21 protein-coding genes are annotated in these 23,508 nt (G+C 63.1%); 12 read left to right on the top strand and 9 right to left on the bottom strand.

Annotated elements, in window-relative coordinates:
• Window positions 1–645, top strand: a 645-nt coding sequence (locus VLE48_08515) for a tRNA-dihydrouridine synthase (protein HSA93040.1), incomplete at its 5' end; no start/stop codon positions are given.
• 605 nt (window positions 646–1,250) lie between these two features.
• Here the strand turns inward: VLE48_08515 and VLE48_08510 are convergent.
• Together VLE48_08510 and VLE48_08505 are read right to left on the bottom strand one after the other, a co-directional pair.
• Window positions 1,251–2,183 (bottom strand): cysteine synthase family protein, encoded by a 933-nt coding sequence (locus tag VLE48_08510; protein ID HSA93039.1) that lies wholly within the window; start codon window positions 2,181–2,183, stop codon window positions 1,251–1,253.
• A 19-nt stretch (window positions 2,184–2,202) separates the two neighbouring features.
• Complete coding sequence (locus tag VLE48_08505; GenBank protein HSA93038.1) at window positions 2,203–3,075, bottom strand: MBL fold metallo-hydrolase; 873 nt, start codon at window positions 3,073–3,075, stop codon at window positions 2,203–2,205.
• A gap of 142 nt (window positions 3,076–3,217) precedes the next feature.
• Here VLE48_08505 and VLE48_08500 point away from each other — a divergent pair, with 142 nt between their 5' ends.
• The 5 genes from VLE48_08500 (at window position 3,218) to clpB (ending at window position 9,620) form a co-directional block, all read left to right on the top strand.
• Complete coding sequence (locus VLE48_08500; protein ID HSA93037.1) at window positions 3,218–4,045, top strand: C4-type zinc ribbon domain-containing protein; 828 nt, start codon at window positions 3,218–3,220, stop codon at window positions 4,043–4,045.
• A gap of 53 nt (window positions 4,046–4,098) precedes the next feature.
• Window positions 4,099–5,094, top strand: coding sequence for a tetratricopeptide repeat protein (locus VLE48_08495; protein ID HSA93036.1), 996 nt, complete (start codon window positions 4,099–4,101; stop codon window positions 5,092–5,094).
• A gap of 23 nt (window positions 5,095–5,117) precedes the next feature.
• On the top strand, window positions 5,118–6,290 hold the full coding sequence (locus VLE48_08490) for a class I SAM-dependent rRNA methyltransferase (GenBank protein ID HSA93035.1): 1,173 nt from the start codon (window positions 5,118–5,120) through the stop codon (window positions 6,288–6,290).
• A 121-nt stretch (window positions 6,291–6,411) separates the two neighbouring features.
• Window positions 6,412–6,888 carry an Hsp20/alpha crystallin family protein gene (locus VLE48_08485; GenBank protein HSA93034.1) on the top strand — a complete coding sequence of 159 codons (477 nt, stop codon included), beginning with the start codon at window positions 6,412–6,414 and terminating at the stop codon, window positions 6,886–6,888.
• A gap of 98 nt (window positions 6,889–6,986) precedes the next feature.
• Entirely contained in the window at window positions 6,987–9,620 is a 2,634-nt protein-coding gene (gene clpB, locus VLE48_08480) for an ATP-dependent chaperone ClpB (protein ID HSA93033.1), read from the top strand.
• Window positions 9,621–9,629: 9 nt separating this feature from the next.
• On the opposite strand, the gene VLE48_08475 is transcribed toward clpB, so the two are convergent.
• Both VLE48_08475 and VLE48_08470 read right to left on the bottom strand, forming a co-directional pair.
• Complete coding sequence (locus VLE48_08475; GenBank protein ID HSA93032.1) at window positions 9,630–10,328, bottom strand: pirin family protein; 699 nt, start codon at window positions 10,326–10,328, stop codon at window positions 9,630–9,632.
• Between the two features lie 66 nt (window positions 10,329–10,394).
• Entirely contained in the window at window positions 10,395–10,700 is a 306-nt protein-coding gene (locus VLE48_08470; protein ID HSA93031.1) for an FmdB family zinc ribbon protein, read from the bottom strand.
• Window positions 10,701–10,770: 70 nt separating this feature from the next.
• On the opposite strand from VLE48_08470, the gene rsmI reads away from it, so the two are divergent.
• Window positions 10,771–11,619 carry a 16S rRNA (cytidine(1402)-2'-O)-methyltransferase gene (gene rsmI / locus VLE48_08465; protein HSA93030.1) on the top strand — a complete coding sequence of 283 codons (849 nt, stop codon included), beginning with the start codon at window positions 10,771–10,773 and terminating at the stop codon, window positions 11,617–11,619.
• A 24-nt stretch (window positions 11,620–11,643) separates the two neighbouring features.
• Here the strand turns inward: rsmI and corA are convergent, their stop codons facing one another.
• Together corA and VLE48_08455 are read right to left on the bottom strand one after the other, a co-directional pair.
• Complete coding sequence (gene corA / locus VLE48_08460; protein ID HSA93029.1) at window positions 11,644–12,558, bottom strand: magnesium/cobalt transporter CorA; 915 nt, start codon at window positions 12,556–12,558, stop codon at window positions 11,644–11,646.
• A gap of 71 nt (window positions 12,559–12,629) precedes the next feature.
• A complete protein-coding gene (locus tag VLE48_08455; protein ID HSA93028.1) occupies window positions 12,630–13,106 on the bottom strand; it encodes a hypothetical protein in 477 nt (158 codons plus the stop codon).
• Between the two features lie 270 nt (window positions 13,107–13,376).
• On the opposite strand from VLE48_08455, the gene VLE48_08450 reads away from it, so the two are divergent.
• From VLE48_08450 to VLE48_08430, 5 genes are all read left to right on the top strand, one after another.
• Window positions 13,377–14,354 (top strand): cysteine synthase family protein, encoded by a 978-nt coding sequence (locus VLE48_08450; protein ID HSA93027.1) that lies wholly within the window; start codon window positions 13,377–13,379, stop codon window positions 14,352–14,354.
• 8 nt (window positions 14,355–14,362) lie between these two features.
• On the top strand, window positions 14,363–14,845 hold the full coding sequence (locus tag VLE48_08445; GenBank protein HSA93026.1) for a M67 family metallopeptidase: 483 nt from the start codon (window positions 14,363–14,365) through the stop codon (window positions 14,843–14,845).
• On the top strand, window positions 14,842–15,150 hold the full coding sequence (locus VLE48_08440) for a ubiquitin-like small modifier protein 1 (GenBank protein HSA93025.1): 309 nt from the start codon (window positions 14,842–14,844) through the stop codon (window positions 15,148–15,150). Before VLE48_08445 ends, VLE48_08440 begins: the two co-directional genes overlap by 4 nt.
• A gap of 66 nt (window positions 15,151–15,216) precedes the next feature.
• Window positions 15,217–16,389 carry a molybdopterin-synthase adenylyltransferase MoeB gene (gene moeB / locus VLE48_08435; protein ID HSA93024.1) on the top strand — a complete coding sequence of 391 codons (1,173 nt, stop codon included), beginning with the start codon at window positions 15,217–15,219 and terminating at the stop codon, window positions 16,387–16,389.
• A gap of 137 nt (window positions 16,390–16,526) precedes the next feature.
• Complete coding sequence (locus tag VLE48_08430) at window positions 16,527–19,061, top strand: M1 family aminopeptidase (GenBank protein ID HSA93023.1); 2,535 nt, start codon at window positions 16,527–16,529, stop codon at window positions 19,059–19,061.
• Between the two features lie 76 nt (window positions 19,062–19,137).
• On the opposite strand, the gene VLE48_08425 is transcribed toward VLE48_08430, so the two are convergent.
• From VLE48_08425 to VLE48_08415, 3 genes are all read right to left on the bottom strand, one after another.
• The gene (locus tag VLE48_08425) at window positions 19,138–19,494 is read right to left on the bottom strand and encodes a hypothetical protein (protein HSA93022.1); all 357 of its coding nucleotides are present in this window, start codon (window positions 19,492–19,494) and stop codon (window positions 19,138–19,140) included.
• Between the two features lie 488 nt (window positions 19,495–19,982).
• Window positions 19,983–20,864 (bottom strand): hypothetical protein, encoded by an 882-nt coding sequence (locus VLE48_08420; protein ID HSA93021.1) that lies wholly within the window; start codon window positions 20,862–20,864, stop codon window positions 19,983–19,985.
• 4 nt (window positions 20,865–20,868) lie between these two features.
• Complete coding sequence (locus VLE48_08415; GenBank protein HSA93020.1) at window positions 20,869–23,028, bottom strand: M1 family metallopeptidase; 2,160 nt, start codon at window positions 23,026–23,028, stop codon at window positions 20,869–20,871.
• Window positions 23,029–23,508 lie beyond the last annotated feature (480 nt).

Raw genomic sequence — 23,508 nt, 5'->3', positions numbered from 1 at the left:
GGCCTGCTGCGCGACCTGCCGCGCATCCGCCAGATCTTCGAGCGCGTGCGTGCCGCCGTCCGGATCCCTTTCACGGTGAAGTTCCGCGCCGGCTGGAATGATCAGGAGATCGTGTGCGTCGAACTGGCCCGCATGGCGGAGGACTGCGGCCTGAACGCCGTCGCCCTCCATGCCCGCACCCGCGAGCAGGGCTACGCCGGCAACGCCCGCTGGGAGTGGATCGCGTCCGTCAAGCACGCCATCGGCATCCCGGTGATCGGCAACGGCGACATCCGCACTCCCCAGGACGCCGCCGCCATGGTCGCCCAGACCGGCTGTGACGCGGTCATGATCGGCCGCACCGCCGCCTCCAATCCGTGGATCTTCCGCCAGATTGCGCAGTACGCGGCCACAGGCGCCTACGATCAGCCCACCGACGCCGACCGCTACCAGATGATCCGCACCTACTTCCGCATGCTCATCGACGAGCAGATGCCCGGCGCCGAAGGCAAGATGAAGCAGTTCGTCTCCTGGTTTACCCACGGCGTGGCCGGCGGCAGCGCCTTGCGCAAGGCTGTCTACGAATCCCGCACCGAGCAGCAGATCCTGGAGCGCGTGGAAGTCTTCTTCGAGAGTTTGCTCGCTCAACCGACGCCCTCCGCCTGACGTTCGGCCCTGACGGTGCCCCGAGTCTGCGCCATGCTTTTCGGCGCAGACGTGGGATTACGGTCGTGCAAGACGCGGGTCCCACGTCTACCAGTGAATCCTCGACGGTGCCCCACGTTCGCGCCGTGCTCTTCGGCGATAACGTGGGTTTAGAATTCTGTCTGCGTCAAGACCTTGACCGGCAAGCTCTACTGACGGGGCACGGGCGCGACCGCCCCCCGCCGCCACCTTCATCTCCACCCGTGCAAGAGAAGGAATCAGCCGACGAGGACAGATCGAGGCAATAGGAATCATCGCTTATGAGACGCTTCCCACTTTATGTTGCAAGCAGCGCAAACGTGTTCGCCTTCCTTGGTTCCTGGACGCTGGCCGCACTGTTCTTTGAATCCCGAGGTACACGCTTGCTTGTGATCATCCTCGTCATGGTTCTCGTGAATGCGGCTCTCCTACATGGACATCGGTCTGGAACTCGGGAGCGAAGACTCCGAGAAAAGAAGCAAGCACAAGAGCGACGAAGTCGGTGATCCGTTCCGGTCCGGGCTACCCCACGCGGGCTGCCCCACCCTTATCGTTCCCTTTGTTGGAGCGATAGGGTGGGAGATGATTCAGTTCGCTCCATACGTCTTGAGATATTTCATCCCCGTATCGCACATGAGGGTGACGACCGTCGCGGTCGGTCCCAGTTGTTCGGCCAATCGCAACGCGGCGAGGACGTTGCCCCCGGTAGAAGTTCCAGCAAAAAGCCCTTCTTCCCGGGCCAGTCGCAGGGCCATGGCCGTGGCTTCTTCCGTGGAGACCCGCTCGATTTGATCCGCAATGCCTTTCTGCCACAGCGGCACCACAAAACCCGCTCCCACCCCGTCGATCTTGTGGGCGCCGGGCCGGCCGCCGGAGAGAACCGGAGACTCCGCGGGCTCCACGGCCACCACCCGGATCTGTCCCCTATGGCGGCGCAGGCCCTCGGCGATGCCCCGCAGCGACGCCGAGGTTCCCACGCTCTGCACAAAACCATCGATCTGCCCGCCGGTCTGAGTCCAGATCTCCTCCGCCATCTTGTGATAGGCGGCTAGCTGGTCGGTGTTCTTCAATTGATCGGTCCAGAAGCCCCCGGTTTTTTCCCTGATGATGCGGGCAGCTTCGATCATGTCCCGGGTGAGTTTCTCCGTCATGCCTCCGCCCTCGCTGGGAATGATTTGGAGTTGCGCCCCCAGGATTCTCATGTGGTCGAGCTTTTCCTTGGAAAAAGCATCCGAACTCACGACGTGCAACGGGTATCCCTTTACCGCGCAGACCAGCGACAGCGACACGCCGGTGCTGCCGCCGGTGTATTCCACTACCGAACCGCCGTCCTTTAGGCGGCCGTCCGCCTCCGCCGCCTCGATCATGGCCAGCGCCATTCGGTCCTTCATGCTACCGGTGGGGTTCTCGGCCTCCAGCTTCAGCAGGATGCGGGCGCCGTTCGCGGGCACGACCTTGCGCAAGGCCACCAAAGACGTGTTGCCGATGCAATCCAGGATGTCCCGCCGCAACCCGTTCATGCTGTCCCTTGGCGCGCGGCTAGGTGGTGACCGGCCGGGCCACGATGCCGCCCGCATCGTCCGCTTCCAGGTAGGCCCAGGGCGTTGCCGGATCGTGGGTGAAGACCATCAGCCAGCGCTCCGGGATAGCTTCGGCGTAGACGCGCCTCTTGTTGGCGATGGTCTCCAGTGGATAGAGGTCGTAGCCCAGTATCCATGTCGGCTTTAGATGATGGGTGGTGGGGATGAGGTCCGAAATGTAGCAGGCCCGTCGCCCGCCGCTCTCGACCATCACTGCCTGCATGTGCTGGGTGTGGCCGGGGAGCACGCGGACCGAGATTCCGGGCACAATCTCGTGGTCACCGAGGAGCAAGCGCATCTGCCCGCTCGCAACCAAGGGGTCGTAGTTGGGGCTGATGTAGCTCACGCGGTCGCGCTCGTGCTGCTCGTGCGCGCGCTCCAGTTCGCCCTGCTGCACGTAGTAGGTGGCGCGCGGGAACGTGGCCACGGGCTGGCCGTCGCGCAGCACCGTGTTCCAGCCGCAATGGTCGAAGTGCAGATGGGTGTTGATGACGATATCGATGTCATCGGGCGCGACGCCCGCAGCGGCCAGGCTCTCGAGCAGCAGGGGCTGGTGCGCGTAGATGCGCTGCAGCTTCTCCCCGAGCTTGTTCCCGGCGCCGGTCTCGATGAGCACGGTGTGCTCGCCGGTGCGAACCAGCAGCGAGTTCAGTCCGGGACGGATGCGGTTCTGCTCGTCGGCCGGCCACTTGCGCTGCCACAGGGTCTTGGGGACAACGCCGAAGAAAGCGCCCCCATCGGCGTAGTACGAGCCGTCGGAAAGCACCGCCAGCTCGAAATCCCCCAGCGTGAGCCGGGGTGGCGGCGCAGTTTTTTCCCTAGAGGCGGTCACGAATCGCTCGAGGTGCGAGGCGTTGCAGAGACGCGGGTAACGCGCCCGAGTTTCAGTGTACACCGCGCTGGTAGCGGGGACGGACCGGCACCGAGCCTGGTTGGCGGTGGTACAATGGCGCAGTATTTTCCCGCCCGGTGCCATGCATCCTGACCTTTCCAACCTGATTGCCCTTCAAGAAGCCGACCGGGAGATTGCCCGCCTGAACGCTGAGATCCAGGCCTTGCCGCTGCGCGTGGCGGCCATCGAGGAGAAGCTCTCGCACACCCGCGGCGAGATCGAAAACGCCAAGGCGGCGCTGGCGGCCAACCAGAAAGAGCGGAAACACCAGGAAAGCGAGATCCAGGACCAGCGGACGAAGATCTCCAAATACCGCGAGCAATCGCTGGCGGTGAAGACCAACGAGCAGTACAAGGCTCTCATGCACGAGATCGAGTACGCCGAGAGCCACATCCGCGCCGCCGAAGACAAGATCCTGGAAGGAATGGTTCAGGCGGACGCGCACGAGGCGACCCTCAAGGCGGCCGAGGCGGAGCTCAAAGAAGAAACCGCCGAGATCGAAAAGGAGAAAGCCGAAGCCCGGGCACGCACCGCCGAAGACGAGGCTTTGCTCCGTGAATGGACGGCCAAGCGTGACGCGCTGCGCGGCCAGATCACCCCGGACGTGGTGGAGCACTACGACCGCGTCCTCAAGCTGCGCAAGACCAGCGCCATTACCGAAGCCATCGCGCACCAGTGCGGCGAGTGCCACGTACTGCTGCGTCCGCAGACCTACAACGAAGTGCGGCGCAACGACTCCATCGTGACCTGCGACTCCTGCGGCCGCATCCTGTACTACGATCCCTCCCATGAGCCGCCACCGGAGCCCAGCCGTTCGCGCAAGCGGGCCGTTGCCGTTCTGGAAGAGGAGGAAGCGGAACCCGAGGGACCGGTGAGCGAAGCTGGACCCTCGACGGCCCGGGGCGCTTGAGGCAGCGGCGCACTCGGTCCAGAAAACGAGAGCTGCCCAAAAGGAGTACTGCGATGCGCCGCTCAATCCTGTTGCTTTTCCTATTATCGCTCGGTCTCGCCGCGCAAGCCTCCGCGCAGGCGCGCCAGTTCGGTACCACTGGGGCCTCGGTCCGGGTACAGGTCACGTTCACGGACGACCGTCCGGCAAGCGCCCGCTTGAAGGTGGAACTGGTCACCTCGGGGTCCGAGGTCCAGTTGAACACCGCCTTCACTGACGACAACGGAGTCTGCGAGTTCGGCGGAGTCCGGCCGGGCACGTACCGGGTCCGCGTCAGCGGCATCGGGATTCGCGAAACTGTAGGCCGTGTCTTCTCCATCAGTCGCGGGCAAGCAACTCACTTCGAGTATCTCCCGGTGGAGCGCGTGGGCGAAAACGAGGTTACGCAAACGAGTACTACGGCCACGGTGGCCGCCGCCGACCTCAACGTCCCCGGCAAGGCCCGCAAGGAGTACGAAAAGGGCGGCGAGGCGATGGAGAAAGGGAACTGGGAAGGGGCCCGAGTGCGGTTCGAAGAAGCCATCCGCCTCTATCCCCAGTATGCGGCCGCACACAACGACCTGGGCGTGGTGTACATGAACACCGGCCAGACGGAAAAGGGTCGGGAAATGTTCGAAACGGCGGTCCGGCTCAACGACCGCTATGCCCGCGCCTATCGAAACCTGGGCATCCTGCACTTCCACGAGAAAAGTTATCCGATGGCCGAGACGAGTTTGCAGAAGGCTCTCGCCGGCGATCCCCTGGACGTGCAGACGCTCACCATGCTGGCGCAGGTGCAGCTGCTGCTGCACAAGCCGCTGGAAGCGGCGACGACGGCGACCAGGGTGCACGACTTGCCCCACGAGCAATTCGTTGCCTGCCACCTCATCGCGGCGCGCGCCTATGAGCTCCTGAACAAGGAGACCGACGCCATGGCCGAGTACACCATCTTCCTGAAGGAGTCTCCCCAGAACCCCAACGCGCCCAAGGTGCGGGCCGCTCTCGATGCCTTGAAGGCCCGGACGCACTGACGCGCGCCGATTCCAGCCCGTCCGTGGTGGTGAGCGCGCGCGGCGCCACCCGGCTGGCGGGCGGCCATCCCTGGGTTTATCGGTCGGACGTAGTCTCGGCGCAGGCTTCCGCCGGCGATCTGGTCGCGGTTCACGACCGGCGCGGCCGCCGGCTCGGTACCGCCTTCTACAGCAACGCCTCCGAGATCGCGCTGCGGCTTCTTTCCGCTCGCGCCGTATCCGAGGGCGACCTTGCCGCCCTGCTGAAGCGGCGCATCGAGCAGGCCATCGCCCACCGGCGGCAGGTGGTGCGTGACAGTGACGCCTGCCGCCTGGTGTTCAGCGAGGCGGATTCCCTACCCGGGCTCATCGTCGATCGCTACCACGACGTGCTTTCGCTGCAAGCCCTGACGCAGGCCATGGATCGCGAACCGGTGCGGCAGACAGTGCTTGAGACGCTACTAGAGCAGACGACGCCCGCCGGCATCGTGGAGCGGGTGGAGCCCCGCATTCGCCAGTTGGAGAAGCTTCCACCGGCGGCCGACCGGTTGCTGGCCGGCGGAAAGACCGCGACCGCGTTCACCATGAATGGCGTGCGCTTCCACTATGACGGGCTTGCCGGCCAGAAGACCGGCGCGTTCCTCGATCAGCGCGAGAACTACGCCGCAGCCGGAACCTACGCGCACGGGGACGCGCTGGACGTGTTCTGCTACCAGGGCGGGTTCGCGCTGCATCTTGCGCCGTCGTGCCGCAGCGTCACCGGCGTGGACAGTTCGCGTCCCGCGCTGGAAGTTGCGGAACGCAATGCGACTCTTAATCGGGCCGAGGGACGGCCGGAGATCGAGTGGATCGAGGCCAACGCCTTTGACTTGCTCAAGGACTATGCTGCGGCGGGCCGCCAGTTCGACACCATCGTGCTCGATCCCCCGGCCTTTGCGCGCTCCCGCCGCAGCCTGCCCACCGCCCTGCGCGGCTACAAGGAGATCAATCTGCGCGCGCTGAAGATGCTGCGTGCGGGCGGAATCCTGGTGACCTGCTCTTGCAGCTACCACGTGAGCGAGGCCGAGTTCCTCGAAATGCTGCGCGCCGCCGCAGGCGACGCTCGCAGAGCCGTTCGCGTCCTGGAACGGAGGGGCCAAGCCAAGGATCACCCAATCGCACTTTCTGTCCCGGAGACGGCCTATCTAAAGTGCTTGATTCTATCAGTAAGCGATTGAAAAATAACGGTAAACTAGACTTGACAGGAACGCGCTAAGATTTTATTATTTAATACGACTCATGACGAGGCCGGGTTCGGTCTCGAGAACATCAAAGATACCTTTTGGAGGAACCAAGGCTATGACACTACTCACCCGTTGGGACCCGTTTCGTGAGCTGACCACCCTGCAGGACCGGATGAACCGGCTCTTCCAGGAGACCCCCCTGCCCAGCGACGAGGCCCTGATGACGACCGGTTTCGTTCCTGCGGTAGACGTCTACGAGGATGAGCAGGCCATCACGGTGAAGATGGAGATTCCGGGCATCGAGATGAAGGACCTGGATGTGCGCCTGGAGAACAACACCTTGACCGTGAAGGGCGAGCGCAAGTTCGAGAAGGAGGAGAAGGAAGAGAACTTCCATCGCATCGAGCGGCGTTACGGGGCCTTCAGCCGCAGCTTCACGCTGCCCAACACCATCGAGTCGGAAGGTGTGGTAGCGGACTGCGAGAACGGCTTGCTGAAGATCCGGCTGCCCAAGAAGGCCGAAGCCAAGCCCAAGCAGATCAAGGTGCAGGTCGGCCAGAAGACGCTCGAGCCCAAGGGCCGGGCCGCCTAAGACCCGGAACGTAAACAACACCGGCGGGGGTTCGGAGAAATGACCGGCTCCCGCCTTTTCGTTGTAGAAATGCCTGACTTCCGAATAGCGAGACGAACATGAGCATCCGTTGGGACAAGCTGACCATCAAGGCGCAGGAAGCGGTGCGCACGGCGAATGACCTGGCTGCGCAACTGGGCAATCCGGAGATCCTGCCCGTGCACCTGCTGGCGGCGCTGGTCGAAGACCGCGAGGGCATCGTGGTGCCGGTGCTGGAGAAGATCGGCGTGAACGCGCAGACCGTCGCCATGGAAGCGCGGCGTCAAGCTGAAGGCCTGCCCAAGCTTTCCGGGTCGGGCGCGCGGCAGCCCAGCCTTTCGGATGCACTGGCGCAGACCATCGAGCGCGCCTTCAAGGAAGCGCAGCAGTTCAAGGACGAGTATGTTTCGACCGAACACTTGCTGCTCAGCCTGGCGGAGGCCAAAGGGGACGCCGCGCAGGCGACCCTGGCGAGCCAGGGCGCGACGCGCGAAGCCATCCTCAAGGCGCTGGCCACGGTACGGGGCTCGCAGACCGTGACCGACCCCAACCCCGAAGCCAAGTACCAGGCGCTGGAGCGCTACGCGCGCGACCTGACGGACCTGGCGCGCCGCGGCAAGCTGGACCCGGTGATCGGGCGCGATGACGAGATCCGCCGCGTGGTGCAGGTGCTTTCCCGCCGCACCAAGAACAACCCGGTGCTGATCGGGGAGCCGGGCGTGGGCAAGACGGCCATCGTCGAGGGCCTGGCGCAGCGCATCGTCTCCGGCGACGTGCCGGAGGCGCTGAAGTCGAAGCGCGTGGTGGCGCTCGACCTGGGCGCCATGGTGGCGGGCGCCAAGTACCGCGGCGAATTCGAAGACCGCTTGAAGGCGGTGCTCAAGGAGATCGAGGAATCCGAGGGGCAGATCATCCTGTTCATCGACGAGCTGCACACCCTCGTCGGCGCGGGCGCGGCCGAAGGAGCCATCGATGCCTCCAACATGCTGAAGCCGGCGCTGGCTCGCGGCGAGTTGCGCGCCATCGGGGCCACCACGCTGAACGAGTACCGCAAACACATCGAGAAGGATGCGGCGCTGGAACGCCGCTTCCAGATCGTATTCGTGGGCGAGCCCAACGTCACCGACACCATCGCCATCCTGCGCGGGCTGAAGGAGCGCTACGAAGTGCACCACGGAGTGCGCATCAAGGACTCCGCCATTGTGGCCGCGGCCACGCTCTCGCACCGCTACATCTCCGACCGCTTCCTGCCCGACAAGGCCATCGACCTGATCGACGAGGCCGCAGCGTCGCTGCGCATCGAAATCGACTCCATGCCGGTGGAGATCGACCAACTGGAACGTCGCGCCACGCAACTGGAGATCGAGCGCCAGGCCCTGAAGAAAGAGAGCGATCCCAACTCGCGCGAGCGGCTGGCCGCCGTAGAAAAGGAGCTGGCCAACGTGCGCGAACGGGCGGATGCGCTCAAGGTGCGCTGGAAGAAGGAGAAGGAGCAGATCGGCCGCATCCGCGGGCTGAAGGAGCGGATCGAGAAGCTGAAGCTGGAAGAGCAGCAGGCCGAGCGCAAGGGCGACCTGGAGCGCGTGGCCGCGATCCGTTATGGGGAGCTGCGGCAGGCGGAGAACGAACTGGCGCGGCTGAGCGAGGAAGAGTCCAAAGCGGCTTCCCGCATGCTGAAAGAAGAAGTGGACGAAGAGGATGTGGCGCGCATCGTCTCCAAGTGGACCGGCATCCCGGTCTCCAAGATGCTGGAGGGCGAGGTGCACAAGCTGATCCAGATGGAGGAGCGGCTGCGCCAGCGGGTCATCGGGCAGGAGGCGGCGCTGGAGCGGGTGGCCAACGCCATCCGGCGGTCGCGGGCGGGGCTGAGCGACCCGCGGCGGCCGATCGGCTCGTTCATCTTCCTGGGGCCTACCGGCGTGGGCAAGACCGAGTTGGCGCGCGCGCTGGCCGAATTCCTGTTCGACGATGAGCACGCCCTGGTGCGCATCGACATGTCCGAATACATGGAGAAGCATGCGGTGGCGCGGCTGATCGGCGCGCCCCCGGGGTATGTAGGCTACGAAGAGGGCGGGCAGTTGACCGAGCACGTACGCCGGCGCCCCTACGCGGTGGTGCTGTTCGACGAAATTGAGAAGGCGCACCCGGATGTGTTCAACATCCTGCTGCAGATCATGGATGACGGCCGCCTGACCGACGGCAAGGGTCGGACCGTGGACTTCAAGAACGCGGTGCTGATCATGACGTCGAACATCGGGTCCGCTTATCTCCAGGCTTCGGCGCTGCAGACACCCGAGGACTTCGAAGAGGCGCGCCGCCAGGTGATGAACGCCATGCAGGCGCACTTCAAGCCCGAGTTCCTGAATCGCGTGGATGACATCGTCCTGTTCAACCCGTTGGGCAAGGAACAGCTCACCAAGATCATCGACCTGCGCCTGGAGGACCTGCGGCGACTGCTGGCCGACCGCAAGATCTCACTGGAACTCACCGACGCCGCGCGCGAACTGCTGTTCGCCGAAGGCTACGACGCCAACTACGGCGCCCGGCCGCTGAAGCGCGCCATCCAGCGGCTGATCCAGGATCCGCTGGCGCTCAAGATCCTGGATGGTGAAGTGTTGCACGGGGATCACGTGGTAGTGGATGCCGATGCCAAAGCGCCGAAAATGACCTTCGAGGTGGAGCGGGCGCGGGCCAAGCAGCGGCGGACGGCGTAGCACTAACACTCAGGCCAAGTCGAACAGCAGAACCTCGGCGTCGCTCTCTGCGCGAATATTCAGCTTCTTTTCTTCGCTGACGGCGGCGCCGTCGCCCTGACTGAGCGGCTTGCCGTTGAGCGTCACCGCACCTCGGGCGACCTGCAGCCAGGCGTGACGGCCGGGGCCGAGCGCGTGCTCGACCTCGCGGCCGGGCTCGAGCACGGCAGCGTACAGGGTCACGTCCTGATGGATGGTGACGGCTCCGTCGCGGCCGTCGCGTGCGGCGATGGGCCGCAGGCGGCCGCGCTTTTCCTCCGCCGGAAACTCCTTCTGCTCATAGCCGGGCTCGATATTGCGTTTCTCCGGGCGGATCCATATCTGCAGCAGGTGAACGGGTTCGGTCTTCGAGGCGTTGAACTCGCTGTGCAGGATGCCCGAGCCGGCGCTCATGCGTTGGCCGTCGCCGGGCCGGATGATCGAGCCGTTGCCCAGGCTATCTTTGTGCTGGAGCGCGCCCTCGAGCACGTAGGTGACGATCTCCATGTCGCGGTGCGGGTGGGTGGGAAAGCCGGCACCGGGCGCAACGAAGTCTTCGTTGATCACGCGCAACGTGCGGAAGCCCATGTGCTCCGGGTCGTGATAGCTGTCGAAAGAAAAGGTGTGCCAGGTATCGAGCCAGCCGTGGTTGGCGTGGCCACGCTCGGCGGCGGGACGAAGTTGGATCATGAGTGCCTCCGGGATGTTCGATGCCGGCAGGGGGCGGAACGACTCAGGTGAGCGGGCCGTGACCCGCTAGTCCTTCTTCTTGTGATGGTGCTTCTTGGGCTCGGGCTTTTCGGCCTTGGGCTTTGCTTCGGCTTTCTCTTCGCCCGCGGATTCCGGCTTGTCGCCTCCGCCTTCGGCGGCTTTGGCTGTGCTTTTGCGCGCGTAGTCGGTGACGTACCAGCCGCTGCCCTTGAATTGCACGGCGGGCGCAGAAATTACCCGCTCTAGGGTGCCGCCACATTCCGGACACTTCCTCAGAATAGGGTCGGAGAATTTCTGGATACGCTCGAAGCGATGACTGCATTTCTTGCATTGATATTCGTAAAGGGGCACCGAGTTCCTCGCGACGTGGTGTTGATTCTACCAATTCGCCGACCGGCACACGGGTGATAGACTGCGCGCCATGACGCCGGCGCGAGGGACGCTGTACGTGGTGGCCACGCCCATCGGGAACCTGGACGACATCACCCTGCGCGCCCTGCGCATCCTGAAGGAAGCCGACCTCATCGCCTGCGAGGACACGCGCCAGACACGCAAGCTGCTCGATCACTACGGCATCGCGAAGCGCACGGTCAGCTACCACGAGCACAACGAGGCGGAACGCGCGCGCGCACTGGTAGGCGAACTGGAACACGGAGTGACGGTGGCGCTGGTTTCCGATGCGGGCATGCCGGGAATCTCGGATCCAGGGTACCGGGTGGTATCGCTGGCGGCCGAGCGCGGCATCGCGGTGGTACCGGTGCCGGGAGCCGCGGCGTTCGTGGCGGCACTGGCGGCCTCGGGTCTGCCGACAGATTCGTTTCGCTTTGGCGGATTCCTGCCGGCGAAAGCGGGTGCGCGGCGCGATGCGCTGGCTCAGATCCGTGAGTCAACAAATACGGAGATCTTCTACGAGGCTCCACACCGGCTGCTGGAAGCCCTGGAAGACGTGGTGGAGCTGCTGGGCAACAATCGTCCGGTTGTCGTAGCGCGCGAACTAACCAAGCTGCACGAGGAGTTTCTTCGTGGGCCGGCAGGCAAGCTGCTGGGGGAGCTACGGGACCGCCCCATCAAGGGCGAGTGCACGCTGCTGATCGGCAAAGCGGAAGCGGGCGCAGCCGCAGAAAAGCAGGAACCAGAGATCGCGGCGCGGCTTCGCCAAGTGATGGCCGAGCGGAAATTGGACGAGAAGTCGGCACTGAAGATGGTGGCCAAGGAACTCGGCCTTTCACGCAGCGAGGCGTACCGGCGACTGCAACGGGCGAGACGCTAGGGCAGGCTGCGCCGACCTGTGTCCTCAGATCCAGCGTTTCTTGCGCAGGTAGATCAGCACCACCACGGTGGAAAGCGCCATGACACCGGTGGCAAACCAAGCCCCGTAAGGATGGTCGGCCCAGGGCAGGCGCAGGTTCATGCCGAAGAAGCCGGTGATGATGACCAGCGGCAGGGCAATGGTGCCGTAGAGGGTCATCACCTTCATGGCTTCGTTGGTGCGGTTGGCGATGGCGGACAGATAGATGTCGAGCGAGCCGGTGAGCAGGTCGCGCTGGCTCTCGATGGCGTCGAGAGTCCGGACCAGGTGGTCGTAGACGTCGCGGAAGTAGGCGTCGAGGTCGTCGCCCACCAGGCCGTGCTCGCGCCGAACGATGGCATTGGCGACTTCGCGCATGCCTCCGACCACGCGCCGGAATTCCACCAGCTTGCGTTTCAGCGTGAAGATGCGGCGAAGCACAGGAGGCTCGGGGCGGCGCAACACCTCGGATTCGATGGCCTCGGTGGCATCGGAGACCTCGTCGAGCAGGGGAAAGTACTCATCCACGATGGCGTCGGTGAGCAGATAGAAGAGCACGTCGAGGCGGCCGCCCTGCTTGCGATCCTGCGCCCGGCGGCGAACGCGGTCAATCAACGCGCATTCGCCGTCGTGCACGGTGATGAGGAAGTCCTTGGCCAGGAAAACATCGAAGTCGTCAAAGTTAGCCTTGCGGCGCGGACGCAGATTCTTGAGCACGGTGAAAATGTAGCTCTCATACGCTTCGGTCTTGGCGCGCTGGCCGCGGTGGCGGCAGTCCTCGATCTGCAGCTCGTGCAGGCCGAAGCGCGCGGCCAGCTCGTCGAGCGCCGGCGAGTTGGGATCGTCGACGTCGAACCAGTTCAAACCCTCGATCGGCTGCAATGCCTGGCCCATGGTGGCGGCAGGGCGCGGCAGACACACGCGCCGGGCGTCTAGAAGAGTGTCTCCAAGCGCAGCACTGCGCGCCTAGTATGAAGTTGGATACTTGGGGGCTACGCGCGCTTTTTGCCCGCGGCGGTCGCCGGCTCTACCGCCTGCCAGGGACGCTTGGGACGCTGCGGTTCGGGCTGGTCGCGGTCGGTGACACGGTCATAGACGTAGCGGTCACTCACCGTGCCCAGCGACTCGTTGTACAGGCTGGTTGCGCCGGTGGCTTCTCGGAGCTCCTCGGTGAAGGCATGCAGCGCCTCGAGGTGGTCCGCGGTGGCCGGCACTTCGGTGCGCGAAGTCTTGAGGAACTTCTGGTAGCCGCGGTCGACGAGCTTCGAGATCTCGCCGCCCACCAGGTAGCCGGGCTTGGCAAAGATGCGTACGCCCTCGTGTTCATCCTTCTCGAGGGCGGCGGAACAGTTCAGCTTCTTGACGAAGACGCGGTGGGAGGTCGCCGGCGCTTCCAGCACTTCAAAGCCGTGCTCGCGCAGCCAGGCCAGCGCCTCTTCGTAGTTTCGTGTTGCCAGTTGCTTGCTCATTACTGATTTGGATGCTCCGTTTGCTGAAAGGTCACCGAACCAGCCAAGCCGTCCGGGGGAGCGGAAAGAAGGCGACGGGCGCTTCGGGGCGGGCACGATTCAATGTCCAGAATCGCACCCTGGAACCCATACGATACATCTAAGTTACCGTGCGTTGCCCCAAAGAAACGCGCTGGACTACAGTAGAAGCCTCCCCGCAGTGCTCCGGGTGTGCTCTATCGGCCTGACTCCGAACCACTTAGCTGGGATTAACCAGAACGACACCATTCCATGAAGAAAGCGGTCCAATCCGAGCATTTCAACGCTCCTTGGGAGGCGGAGGCGGTACTGGAGCTGGGCCGTGCGGTGCTGGAGCGGGTCGGCAACACTCCTCTGATCCGGCTGGAGCGCGTGACCGCCGATCTGCCCGGCATCACCATCCTGGGCAAGGCGGAGTGGCTGAACCCCGGGGGCTCGGTCAAAGACCGGGCGGCGCTGAACATCGTGAACGAGGCGCTGCGCGGCGGGGAGCTGGGGCCGGGCAAGACGCTGCTCGATTCCACCAGCGGCAACACCGGCATCGCCTACGCCATGATCGGCGCGGCGCGCGGATTCCCGGTAACTCTGTGCATGCCGGAAAACGTCTCGGTGGAGCGCAAACGCATCCTGCGCGCCTACGGAGCCGAGATCGTGTTCACCGACCCCGGCGAGGGCTCCGATGGCGCTATCCGCAAAGCGAAGGAGATGTACGAAGCGGCGCCGGGTCGTTACTTCTACGCCGACCAGTACTCGAATGACGCCAACTGGCGCGCCCACTACCGCTCGACCGCCAATGAGATCTGGCAGCAGACGAGCGGCCGCGTGACGCATTTCGTCGCCATGCTGGGGACCAGCGGGACGTTTGTCGGCACCAGCCGCCGGCTGAAAGAGCTGAACCCGAAGATCGAGTGCATCTCGCTGCAGCCGGATTCGGCCTTTCACGGCATTGAGGGCGCCAAGCACATGGCTACGGCCATCGTGCCCAGGATCTACGACCCAAGCCTCGCTGATCTTGACCTCGGCATCTCCACCGAGCATGCACACGCGATGGTCAAGCGGCTCGCGCGGGAGGAGGGCCTGCTGGTCGGCATTTCGGCGGGAGCCGCCGTGGTCGGCTGCCTGCGAGTGGCGCGCGAACGGGTTGCGGGCAAACAGCAGGCCGTGATCGTCACCGTTTTCCCGGATGCGGGAGACAAGTACCTGAGCGAAAGATTCTGGGAGGAAGAGTGAGGCCCGAGATGCTCCGGATCACCCAACCCGCTCTCGATGCCCTGCGTCTCCACGGCGAGGAGACCTATCCGCACGAGTGCTGCGGAGTGCTCATAGGGAGAATCGACAGTGACGTGCGGCGGGTCGAGAGCGCGGTCGGCTGCGGCAACACGCGTACCGACTCGCCCCAGAACCGCTACAACATCGCTCCGCGTGAGCTTGTGGCCGCACAGCGGCAGGCGCGGGCTGCGGGGATGGACATCGTGGGCTTCTATCATTCGCATCCCGATCATCCTCCGCACTGGTCCGAGACCGACCTGGCCGAAGCCCACTGGTATGGCTGCTCCTACGTCATCACCAGCGTCGAGAAAGGGCGCGCCGCCGCTACCAGGAGTTTCCTGCTGGCGGGCAAGGACGAGGAAGACAAGCGGTTCGAGCCGGAGGCCGTGGAGGTGGTCGCGGGTGAATCGAAAGTGCCAGTAGCGGCATCTGAGACCGGGGAGAGGCAATGAAGGTCCATATCCCAACACCGTTGCGGCAGTACGCCGAGAAGCAGGGCGTCGTCGATGTACCGGGACGCACCGTGGGCGAGGCTCTCGAGAACCTGACCGCGCAGCACGCCGACCTGCGCAAGCAGCTCTTCACCGAGGATGGACGCCTGCGTGCCTTCGTGAACGTCTACCTGAACGACGAGGACATTCGCTACCTGGAGAAGGAGAATACGCCGGTGCGCGACGACGACTCACTCTCCATCGTGCCCTCGATCGCTGGTGGAGCGGTAGAATACGGATGGACGATTGATTCATTAGTTCTGTGACGATTCGGCGTGCTTCGAGCCGTTCCCGCAATGATTCAATGAATCAATGATCGAGTGATTCATCCCATGTCCACAGTGACTCTCAAACCCGCCGCCGAAGCGCTTTCCAACGAGGAGATCCTGCGCTACTCGCGCCACCTCATCATGCCCGAGGTGGGCATGGAGGGGCAGCAGAAGCTGAAGGCGGCGAAAGTGCTGTGCATCGGGGCGGGCGGACTGGGCTCGCCGCTTACCATGTATCTGGCGGCGGCAGGCGTGGGCACGCTGGGCATCGTGGATTTCGACGTGGTGGACTTCACCAACCTGCAGCGCCAGATCATCCACGGTACCGAGGACGTGGGCCGCAAGAAGCTGGAGTCCGCGGAAGAGACGCTGAAGAGCATCAATCCGTTCGTCGAGATCCGCAAGTTCGAGACCAGGCTCACTAGCCAGAATGCGCTGGAGATTTTCCGCGACTTCGACGTCATCGCCGACGGTACCGACAATTTCCCCACCCGCTACCTGGTGAACGACGCCTGCGTGCTCACCGGCAAGCCCAACGTTTACGGGTCGATTTTCCGCTTCGAGGGCCAGGCCAGCGTGTTCGCCACCAAGGACGGCCCGTGCTATCGCTGCCTGTATCCGGAACCGCCGCCGCCCGGCCTGGTGCCCTCCTGCGCCGAGGGTGGCGTGCTGGGCATCCTGCCGGGGCTGATTGGCGTCATCCAGGCCACGGAAACCATCAAGCTCATCCTGGGCAAGGGCGACCCACTCATCGGTCGCCTCTTGCTGGTGGATGCCATGGGCATGAACTTCCGCCAGGTGAAGCTGCGCAAGAACCCGGAGTGCCCGGTGTGCGGCCCGAATCCGACGGTGAAGGAATTGATCGACTACCAGGAGTTCTGCGGCATCCGCGGCGAGGAGGAAGCGCCGGTCACCGCCAACGTACCGCAGATTTCCGTGGAAGAACTGAAGCGCCGGCTGGACGCGGGCGATGACATCTTCATCCTCGACGTGCGCGAGCCGCATGAATACCAGATCTGCAACCTAAGGGGGCATCTCTTGCCGCTGGGCGACCTGCCCAAGCGGGTGCACGAGTTGGACTCCAGCCGCGAGATCGTGGCCCACTGCCGCTCCGGCGTGCGCTCCGCCAAAGCCGTGGACTTTCTGCGCACCGCCGGCTTCCGCAAAGTAAAGAACCTGGCCGGCGGAATCCTGGCCTGGGCAGACAAGATCGACCCCAGCATGCCCAAGTACTAGCGTCCAGGTCCCCAAGGGCTCCCCGCAACCCACCGATCCGAACCAATGGCGGCTGTTCCGCGGACGGAACATTTTCCGCCACACCCGTTGACAAGCGGAGAAAACTCTTATAATGGCGGGTTTTCGACGGGGGACACTTGCTTCGGGTCGTATTGCTAGTTACCCTTGCGTGCCTGTATTCGGGTCCCGGCGCCTTTGGCCAGGAGGTCACCCAGCGCCCCGGCCAGCCGGCAGCGCCGCCTCCTGCGGCGCCACAGCAGCCCAATACCGAGCCAACGTACCAGGCGCTGCGCCACATCGGGTTGAGCGGCGAGACAGTAACGGTGACCGATTTCGTCCTCCGGCGTGATGCCGGAACCTTCACCTTCCGCACAGGGAGTTTCTATTTCCTCGGGGCCGTCAAGGGGAAAGTCACCGGTGCAGTCTTTCTAGGCGAGGGCAGTTTCTCCCTGGTGCCGCCCATCGAAATGGAGCGTAACAGCCTGGCTCTGCTGACAAAAGAACCCTCCCTGAGGGAGAATTTCAGCCAGTTGGTGCTGCGATTCACCGATGAGACCTACGAGGAGATCAAGAAAGCCGGGAGCGCATCCTCGGAGTCGGCAGCGGGCGGGGCCGTTTCCGCCCTTAATGACATCCATGAGGCCCTTCATGGCCGCCTTGCCTATAACCTCTCTGCCCGGGTCCTGATGGACGTTCTGGATGCACAGCCCGGTGGGCTGTTTGTGGCTTTCATTCGCGGCACAAAATACAACGACAAGATGGTCTACTTCATCGATCCCTTCGGTGTGCCGGAGATGGGCAATGAGGAGGGAGCTCCGCCGGTGTTCGGAACCGCGCCGGAGGAGGTTGCGTTAAGCACCTGGGACGATAACAACTGGGGCGTTTGGGCTGCCTTTCACTATTCTCACGAGTACACATCCGGCCAGGCAAGCGGGAAACAGAAGAACGCTCCAATTGACATTGAGTCCCAGAAGCTGGATACGTTGCTGGAGAAGAGCGGGCGACTGCGGGGTGACGCGACCACTACGCTCGTTTCTCGCGTGAACGGGCTCCGCGTTCTCCCCTTCGACCTCTTCCGCAAGCTGAGGGTAGAGAGCGTCACGGGGCCGAATGGACAGCCGCTCAGCTTCATCCAAGAAGGCAAGAACCAGGACCCGCAATTTTTTGTGATTCTGAACAAGCCACTCGCAGCCGGTGAGCGCTACACCGTCCGCACCATCTATGAGGGCAAGGACGCCGTGAGCAACGAGGGCGGTGGAAACTACTTCCCGATTGCCCGGCATAACTGGTACCCAAACAGCATGTTCGGCGACTACGCCAGCTATGAGCTGACCTTCCGCGTTCCCAAGGCGATGCAGACCGCAGCGACCGGCACCTTGCTACGGGAGTACGCAGAAGGCGATCAGAACATCACCGAATGGCGGAGCGAGGTTCCCGAGGCTGTAGCTGGCTTCAACTTCGGGTCCTTCAAGCGCAAGGAAGTGAAGCTCGAGAAGGAGGGCTACGTCGTCGAGGCCTATGCCAACACGGTCCAGCCCGACTGGGTGCGCTCCATCCTGAATATCGGCTCGATGCCTGCGCAGGGAACCCAACGCATTGAACAGTACATCCCGCCGACGGGCACGATGAACACTACAACTTTGATGGACAAAGCGATGGCGGAGGGGCAGCTCTCAGTCCAGCTTTACAACCACTACTTCGGGGCGGCTCCCTACAAGCATGTGGCCATCACCCAGCAGACCGCTTGCAGCTTCGGCCAGGCTTGGCCGGCGCTGGTCTACCTACCCTTGTGCTCTTTCCTGGACTCCACGACCCGGCATTCCATTTTCGGCAGCCTGCCTCCCTATCTGGTGACCTACTTCAAGGTAGTCACGGCGCACGAGGTGGCCCATCAGTGGTGGGGTCACACGGTGGGCTGGGGAGGATATCGGGACCAGTGGATGAGCGAGGGGTTCGCCCATATGTCCGCTTCGCTCTATCTGCAGCTCATACAGAAGAACGACAAGGAGTTCATCCAGTTTTGGAACGATTTGCGTAAGCAATTGACCGATCGCAATGCTGAAGGCTATCGCAGCATCGACGTGGCTCCCGTCACCCTAGGCATTCGGGCCATCAAGCGCCGCACGGGCACCAATGTATATCGCGACCTGGTTTATCCCAAGGGCGCCTACATTCTGCACATGATTCGCATGCTCATGTGGACGCCGCAAAAGGGCGACCAAGTCTTCCAGGCAATGATGCAGGACTTTGTGCGAAACTACGCCAACCAACCGGCCACCACCGAGGACTTCAAGGCCATGGTGGAGAAGCACATGCCGCCGGAAATCGACATCGCCCAGAACCGCCGCATGGACTGGTTCTTCAACGAGTACGTCTACGGCACCGCCTTGCCTCACTACCAGTTCACTCACAGTTTGACCCGAGGCGCAGACGGAAACCCGGTGCTGAGTTTCACGCTCATCCAGTCCAACGTGGAGCCGAACTTCCAGATGCTGGTCCCGGTGTACCTGGAACTCTCCAGCGGCAAGGTCGTGCGGCTCGGAACCATGCCTATGACCGGCAACTCGACCCGCGACGCCCAGGTTCCGTTGGGCGGCATGAAGGACAAACCCAAGCGCGCGATCCTGAACTACTACAACGATGTCCTTTGCACTCAGGAGAACGTGAAATAACGACACGCGTGCGCGGCAAAAAGTAAGGGGAAGCCTGCGGGCTTCCCCTTTTTCACCTTGCCGGCCGTGGGGCTGTTTATTCCGCAAGCACCAGCACTTCCGACTTGCCCGCGAAACGCAGTTCGGTGATCTCCTCGTGAGCGCCTCCGTTCTTCTTGCTCACCAGGGCGTCGTCCTGCGCAGCCTGGCCGCGGTCCACGAACTTGCCCTTGACCGTGGCCACGACCTTCTTGCCCTGCAGGAACGTGACTTCCGCATCCGAACTGTTACGCTCCCACTTCACCTTGTACTCGCCGGCCTTCAACTCCTGGCCGTTGAGTGTCTTGGTGTCATAGAGCTTGATGGTGGTCTTGCCGTTGGCAGCAAATGCGTTCAGCGACACGGCCAGCACGGCTAGGACTGTCAGAACCGTCAGGATTCTGGAACGCTTCATGTGGCTCCTCCTTGGAAGATTTCTGGCGGTGGCTGTGTCGCCTCGCCACACCCGGAATTCGGGCTTGCAAATGGCGAAAAACGACCTACAATGACGCCGGGGTTAAACGCAGAGCCTCGGCCCGTTGTGGGCCGTGTGCCCTCCTTGGGATCGTCCTCGCCGAGGCCGCCAAACCACAAGCGAGACTACCCGTTTAACCCCGACTGCTTTTCTCCCTTTACTTCGTCCTTCCAACAAACGTCGAAAAATCGGCCAGGTTCGACCGGACCTACGCAGACATACGCTGCCAACTCCGGAAAAGTTCACTCTCGACGGTTGGCATCACGCTGGGTCCTCCCTGGAATCTTGCCTTGCTCCGTGTTGGACGCGTGCGGAGTGAAAAGCGCTCTCCGTTTCGTCACGATAGCAAACCGCTTCGTCACTGGCATGGGGCCGGGGCAGCATTCCTGTCGGCAGGGTGCGGGAACACGGGCCAGCAGGAGACTCCGTCAAGCCTGGATCTTGGGTTGCCCGTAGAACGCCACGGCGGCGCCCCAGGAAGCCAGCCGGAACAACCAGCGGGCCCAGAGCAGGACTTGTGCTACCAGGAACCACAGAAGAACTGTCACCACCGACGACTGCGGGAAGAAGCGCGCGAATGCGGAGTAGAGCAGAATGGCAAGCAGGGTGAGCGTCCCGATTCCGAAATAGATGGCCAGCACCTGCGGCCAGTGCCGCAGGACGAAACCGGAGGCCTGACCGAGCGCCGCGAGCGCTGACTCGCGGTCACGGGTCACGATGTCGGCGCGAGCATACTCGAGCGTCACGTTGATCAGAATCACCGAGAAGAACAGCAGCGCAGCGCGCGCCCAGTTGAGATAGAAATGCCAGTACTCCGTCACGGATCCGCGGAACAGGCGGTCCAGCAGCTTGGCGGCCTGGTCCTGCCAGATCAAGAAGGCCAGAAAGTACAGCACGGATCCGATGAGAGCCAGCCGCGCGAAGCGGGCAAAGTACTTCCCCACGCCACACCCGAAGGCGTGCATGCGCGCGCCCTCTCCGGCCGCGAACACCTCGAACGCGCCTCCGGCCAGCACGGTGTTGAGGGCCAGGAAAAGCAGCCCACCGTAAGCGATAGCGACAGAGAAGCCCTGCAAGAACTGCTCGTAGGCGATCTGGAACTCAGTAAGCCAGGCGGCGCTGAAGCCGCGCGCCAATTCCTCTCCCATGAAACTGCGGCCGACGTGGTCGGAGATGGCCAAATGCATGGGCGCGGCCACGGCGGCGGCCAGCACCAGATTAGCGGCAAAGAACACCACCACCATCCAGGGCGCGCGCCATGTGGCCCGCAACCCCACCGTCATCGCCGCCTTTACGCTTCTGGCCGTCATCGCTTCACGCAAAGAATGAGAATGCCATCAGTACGTTCTGGATCCACACCACCCAGCGCAAATACCACTTGTCGGCCGCCAGGCGTACCGGCTCCGCCAGCGCAGTGTTGTCGGTCCTCGGAACTTCCAGCTTCCAGTCGAAGTCACTGTCGATTTCCGCCGAGACGATGGCGGGGCGATTGCGGTAGTGAAACTTTGCCCAGCGATAGTTTCCGTCCCATCGCTCCCGCACTTCTTTGCCGTCGGCGAACCTGACGTTGAGCATCACGGGCAAGCGCACGTTGCCCAGGCGGCGCACGATCACCTCGGACTCGACGTTCTCCGGCGCTCCCACGGCGGGGGCGGGTTGGGACCCGGCGAGCTTCGGTTCGCCATTCTCGTCGTAGTAGCCCTGCTTCCGCGGACGCTTGCCGGTGTGGAAGGTCACCGAGTATTCCAAAGTGCTGGACCAGTTCAGTGACTGGTCGAAGAACCCACCCATGTCCCGCCCGGAAACTTCCTTGACGACCGCCATGAAATCCTGGGCATCGGGGTGGCGGAAGCGCCAGCGCTGGAAGTAGGTGCGCATGACGCGCGGCCAGCGCTCGCCCAGCAGTTCCTCCAGTGTCCTGAGCGTCAGTTCGGTCTTAGCATAGGACTGAGCCGAGTAGCTCCGCTGATTGAAGAACTCCCAGGCGTTGCGCTGCACCTGATCGACATTCGCGTAGTCCCAGAAGGATCGCGTGCGCCCGTATTGCTGAAACAGCGGGATCCACTCCCAGTATTGCCCGATACCCACCTGCTTCACGCCCTTCCAGGGATAGCGCGGCACCCAGATCTTCGTCCATGGGCGGGCCGGCACGGGCACGCCGAGCACGTACTCGTAGGAATAGTTGGGACCGAAGGTGCGTTCCAGCACCTTGCCGGTGGAGTAGGTGTTGAAGCCTTCGTCGAGCCAGGCTTCCTCGAATTCGTTGTTGGCCACCATGCCGTACCAGTACTGGTGTCCGAACTCATGGACGGTCACGCCTTCCGGACCCTGGGTGAGGTCGGCCTTGCCAGGCCAGTAGACGGTGCCGGCGGTAATGAAGGTGGGATATTCCATGCCCCCGGCTCCGGATCCACTCCAGGGCGGATCCACCACGGTGATGGTCTCGTAGGGATACTTCCCGTACCAGAGCCCGTACCACTTGAGGGCATGGGCCACAGCCCAGTAGTGGCGCGTGGCCTGCGCCGCGTGCTCTTTCTGCATGAAGAGGATGATCTTCACGTCATCCAGCCGGATGTCGTCGAGTGAAGTCCCGGTTTTCTCCGCCCACTCGCGATACTCGTCTTCGCTCACACGTTCCTGGGCGACAAACGCACGCTCGTCGATCGTGACCTGGGACTCCGGCTGGGCTACCCAGGCGAAATCATGCACATCCTCCTGGTAGTAGTTGTAAGTGACAGTGCCGTCGGGATTCTCGGTGCGGCTGCGGCGCACCCCGGTAGCCGCTACCGCAAAGTCGCGCGGCACGGTCAGATCCACGTCGAAGGTGCCAAAATCGGCGTAGAACTCGCTTTGCGCATGGAACTGGTGGCAGTTCCATCCGCCCTGGGTTCGGTGGCGCTGCCCGGCCGCTTCATAAACTCCCGGCTTGGGATACCACTGGGCCACAAAGAAGAAGTTGTCCTGAAACCCGGTTCGCGCGAACACCCGCGGCAGCTTTGAGACCCACTCGATCTCGATCTTGGCCTGCCCACCCGGCCCGATAGGATGCGTCAACGGCAAGCGCAGCACAGTCTGGTCGTTTCTGTTCCCGTCGTCCGGCTGGATGTACTCCATGGAGATGGTCAGATCTTCGCCATCCACCAGGATGCGGCGGATCTGCATGTAGCCCCAAGCGTCCTCGCGGGCGCGAAACTTCACGCGGCGCTGGGTTCCTCCGCCCTCGCGCATGAATGTGGTCTGGGTGTTCTTGAAGGCATTCAGATAGAGGTGGAACTGCAGCTCGGTGATGGTGTCGCCGGAGTGGTTGCGCCACTCGATGGTCTCACTCCCTTGCACGGTCTTGGCCCCGGGATCGAGGCGCGCGCTGATTTGGTATTTGACGATCGGGTCGGGGATGTACTTGGCCGCCGCCGGAAGGCCGGCTGCCAACAGAACCATCACCAGCAGAATGGCTGGGATACCTCGCCTGGGCACTTCTGCCTCCGTTATTCCCGGCCCGGACGCCGGAATCGCGGATTGTAACGGGCGGACATTCGCGCCGTAAAGGGAACTCGTATGGCTCGTAGGAAGCTTGGGCGAAAAGGAAAAAACCGGCGCGTTCTCCCCCGAGAATTTTTGCGCCGGTTTTTCCAGCCCCCGCCTCTCGTCCGGTGGAGGCAAGCCCGCTCATCTCCCTTTCGGGTGGGCCAGTTTGTTTTTCGGCGCGGGCTGGTTCGCCGCGCGCCGGTTAGAACCTTGTGCGGCAGCTCGTTCGCTGCCGCACAATACAATGCGGTCTTTTAGTAACTTGGTCAATAACAATATGCTGTGTTATGTTTATTTTGTAGATAACTATGCCCCTTGGCACTTCTGTGCCATAGCCTTGGGCGTTGGGTTGTTATAGGTTGAGGTCTTAAGAAGTGGTTTTCCGGGGTGAGCGTTCATTTTGTCACCCCGGGCGGAGCGACCTTATTT

This window comes from Terriglobales bacterium (assembly GCA_035454605.1).
Taxonomy (GTDB): Bacteria; Acidobacteriota; Terriglobia; order Terriglobales; family Acidobacteriaceae; genus DATMAB01.
This window is presented reverse-complemented; position numbering and strand designations above follow the sequence as displayed.

Excerpts from the sequence above, each read along its gene's own strand:
- VLE48_08510 (HSA93039.1), bottom strand. The coding sequence starts at position 2,183 with ATGAACGGGTTGCGGCGGGACATCCTGGATTGCATCGGCAACACGTCT.
- VLE48_08500 (HSA93037.1), top strand. The coding sequence starts at position 3,218 with ATGCATCCTGACCTTTCCAACCTGATTGCCCTTCAAGAAGCCGACCGG.
- VLE48_08495 (HSA93036.1), top strand. The coding sequence starts at position 4,099 with ATGCGCCGCTCAATCCTGTTGCTTTTCCTATTATCGCTCGGTCTCGCC.
- VLE48_08485 (HSA93034.1), top strand. The coding sequence starts at position 6,412 with ATGACACTACTCACCCGTTGGGACCCGTTTCGTGAGCTGACCACCCTG.
- clpB (HSA93033.1), top strand. The coding sequence starts at position 6,987 with ATGAGCATCCGTTGGGACAAGCTGACCATCAAGGCGCAGGAAGCGGTG.
- VLE48_08475 (HSA93032.1), bottom strand. The coding sequence starts at position 10,328 with ATGATCCAACTTCGTCCCGCCGCCGAGCGTGGCCACGCCAACCACGGC.
- rsmI (HSA93030.1), top strand. The coding sequence starts at position 10,771 with ATGACGCCGGCGCGAGGGACGCTGTACGTGGTGGCCACGCCCATCGGG.
- VLE48_08455 (HSA93028.1), bottom strand. The coding sequence starts at position 13,106 with ATGAGCAAGCAACTGGCAACACGAAACTACGAAGAGGCGCTGGCCTGG.
- VLE48_08450 (HSA93027.1), top strand. The coding sequence starts at position 13,377 with ATGAAGAAAGCGGTCCAATCCGAGCATTTCAACGCTCCTTGGGAGGCG.
- VLE48_08445 (HSA93026.1), top strand. The coding sequence starts at position 14,363 with ATGCTCCGGATCACCCAACCCGCTCTCGATGCCCTGCGTCTCCACGGC.
- VLE48_08440 (HSA93025.1), top strand. The coding sequence starts at position 14,842 with ATGAAGGTCCATATCCCAACACCGTTGCGGCAGTACGCCGAGAAGCAG.
- moeB (HSA93024.1), top strand. The coding sequence starts at position 15,217 with ATGTCCACAGTGACTCTCAAACCCGCCGCCGAAGCGCTTTCCAACGAG.
- VLE48_08425 (HSA93022.1), bottom strand. The coding sequence starts at position 19,494 with ATGAAGCGTTCCAGAATCCTGACGGTTCTGACAGTCCTAGCCGTGCTG.
- VLE48_08420 (HSA93021.1), bottom strand. The coding sequence starts at position 20,864 with ATGACGGCCAGAAGCGTAAAGGCGGCGATGACGGTGGGGTTGCGGGCC.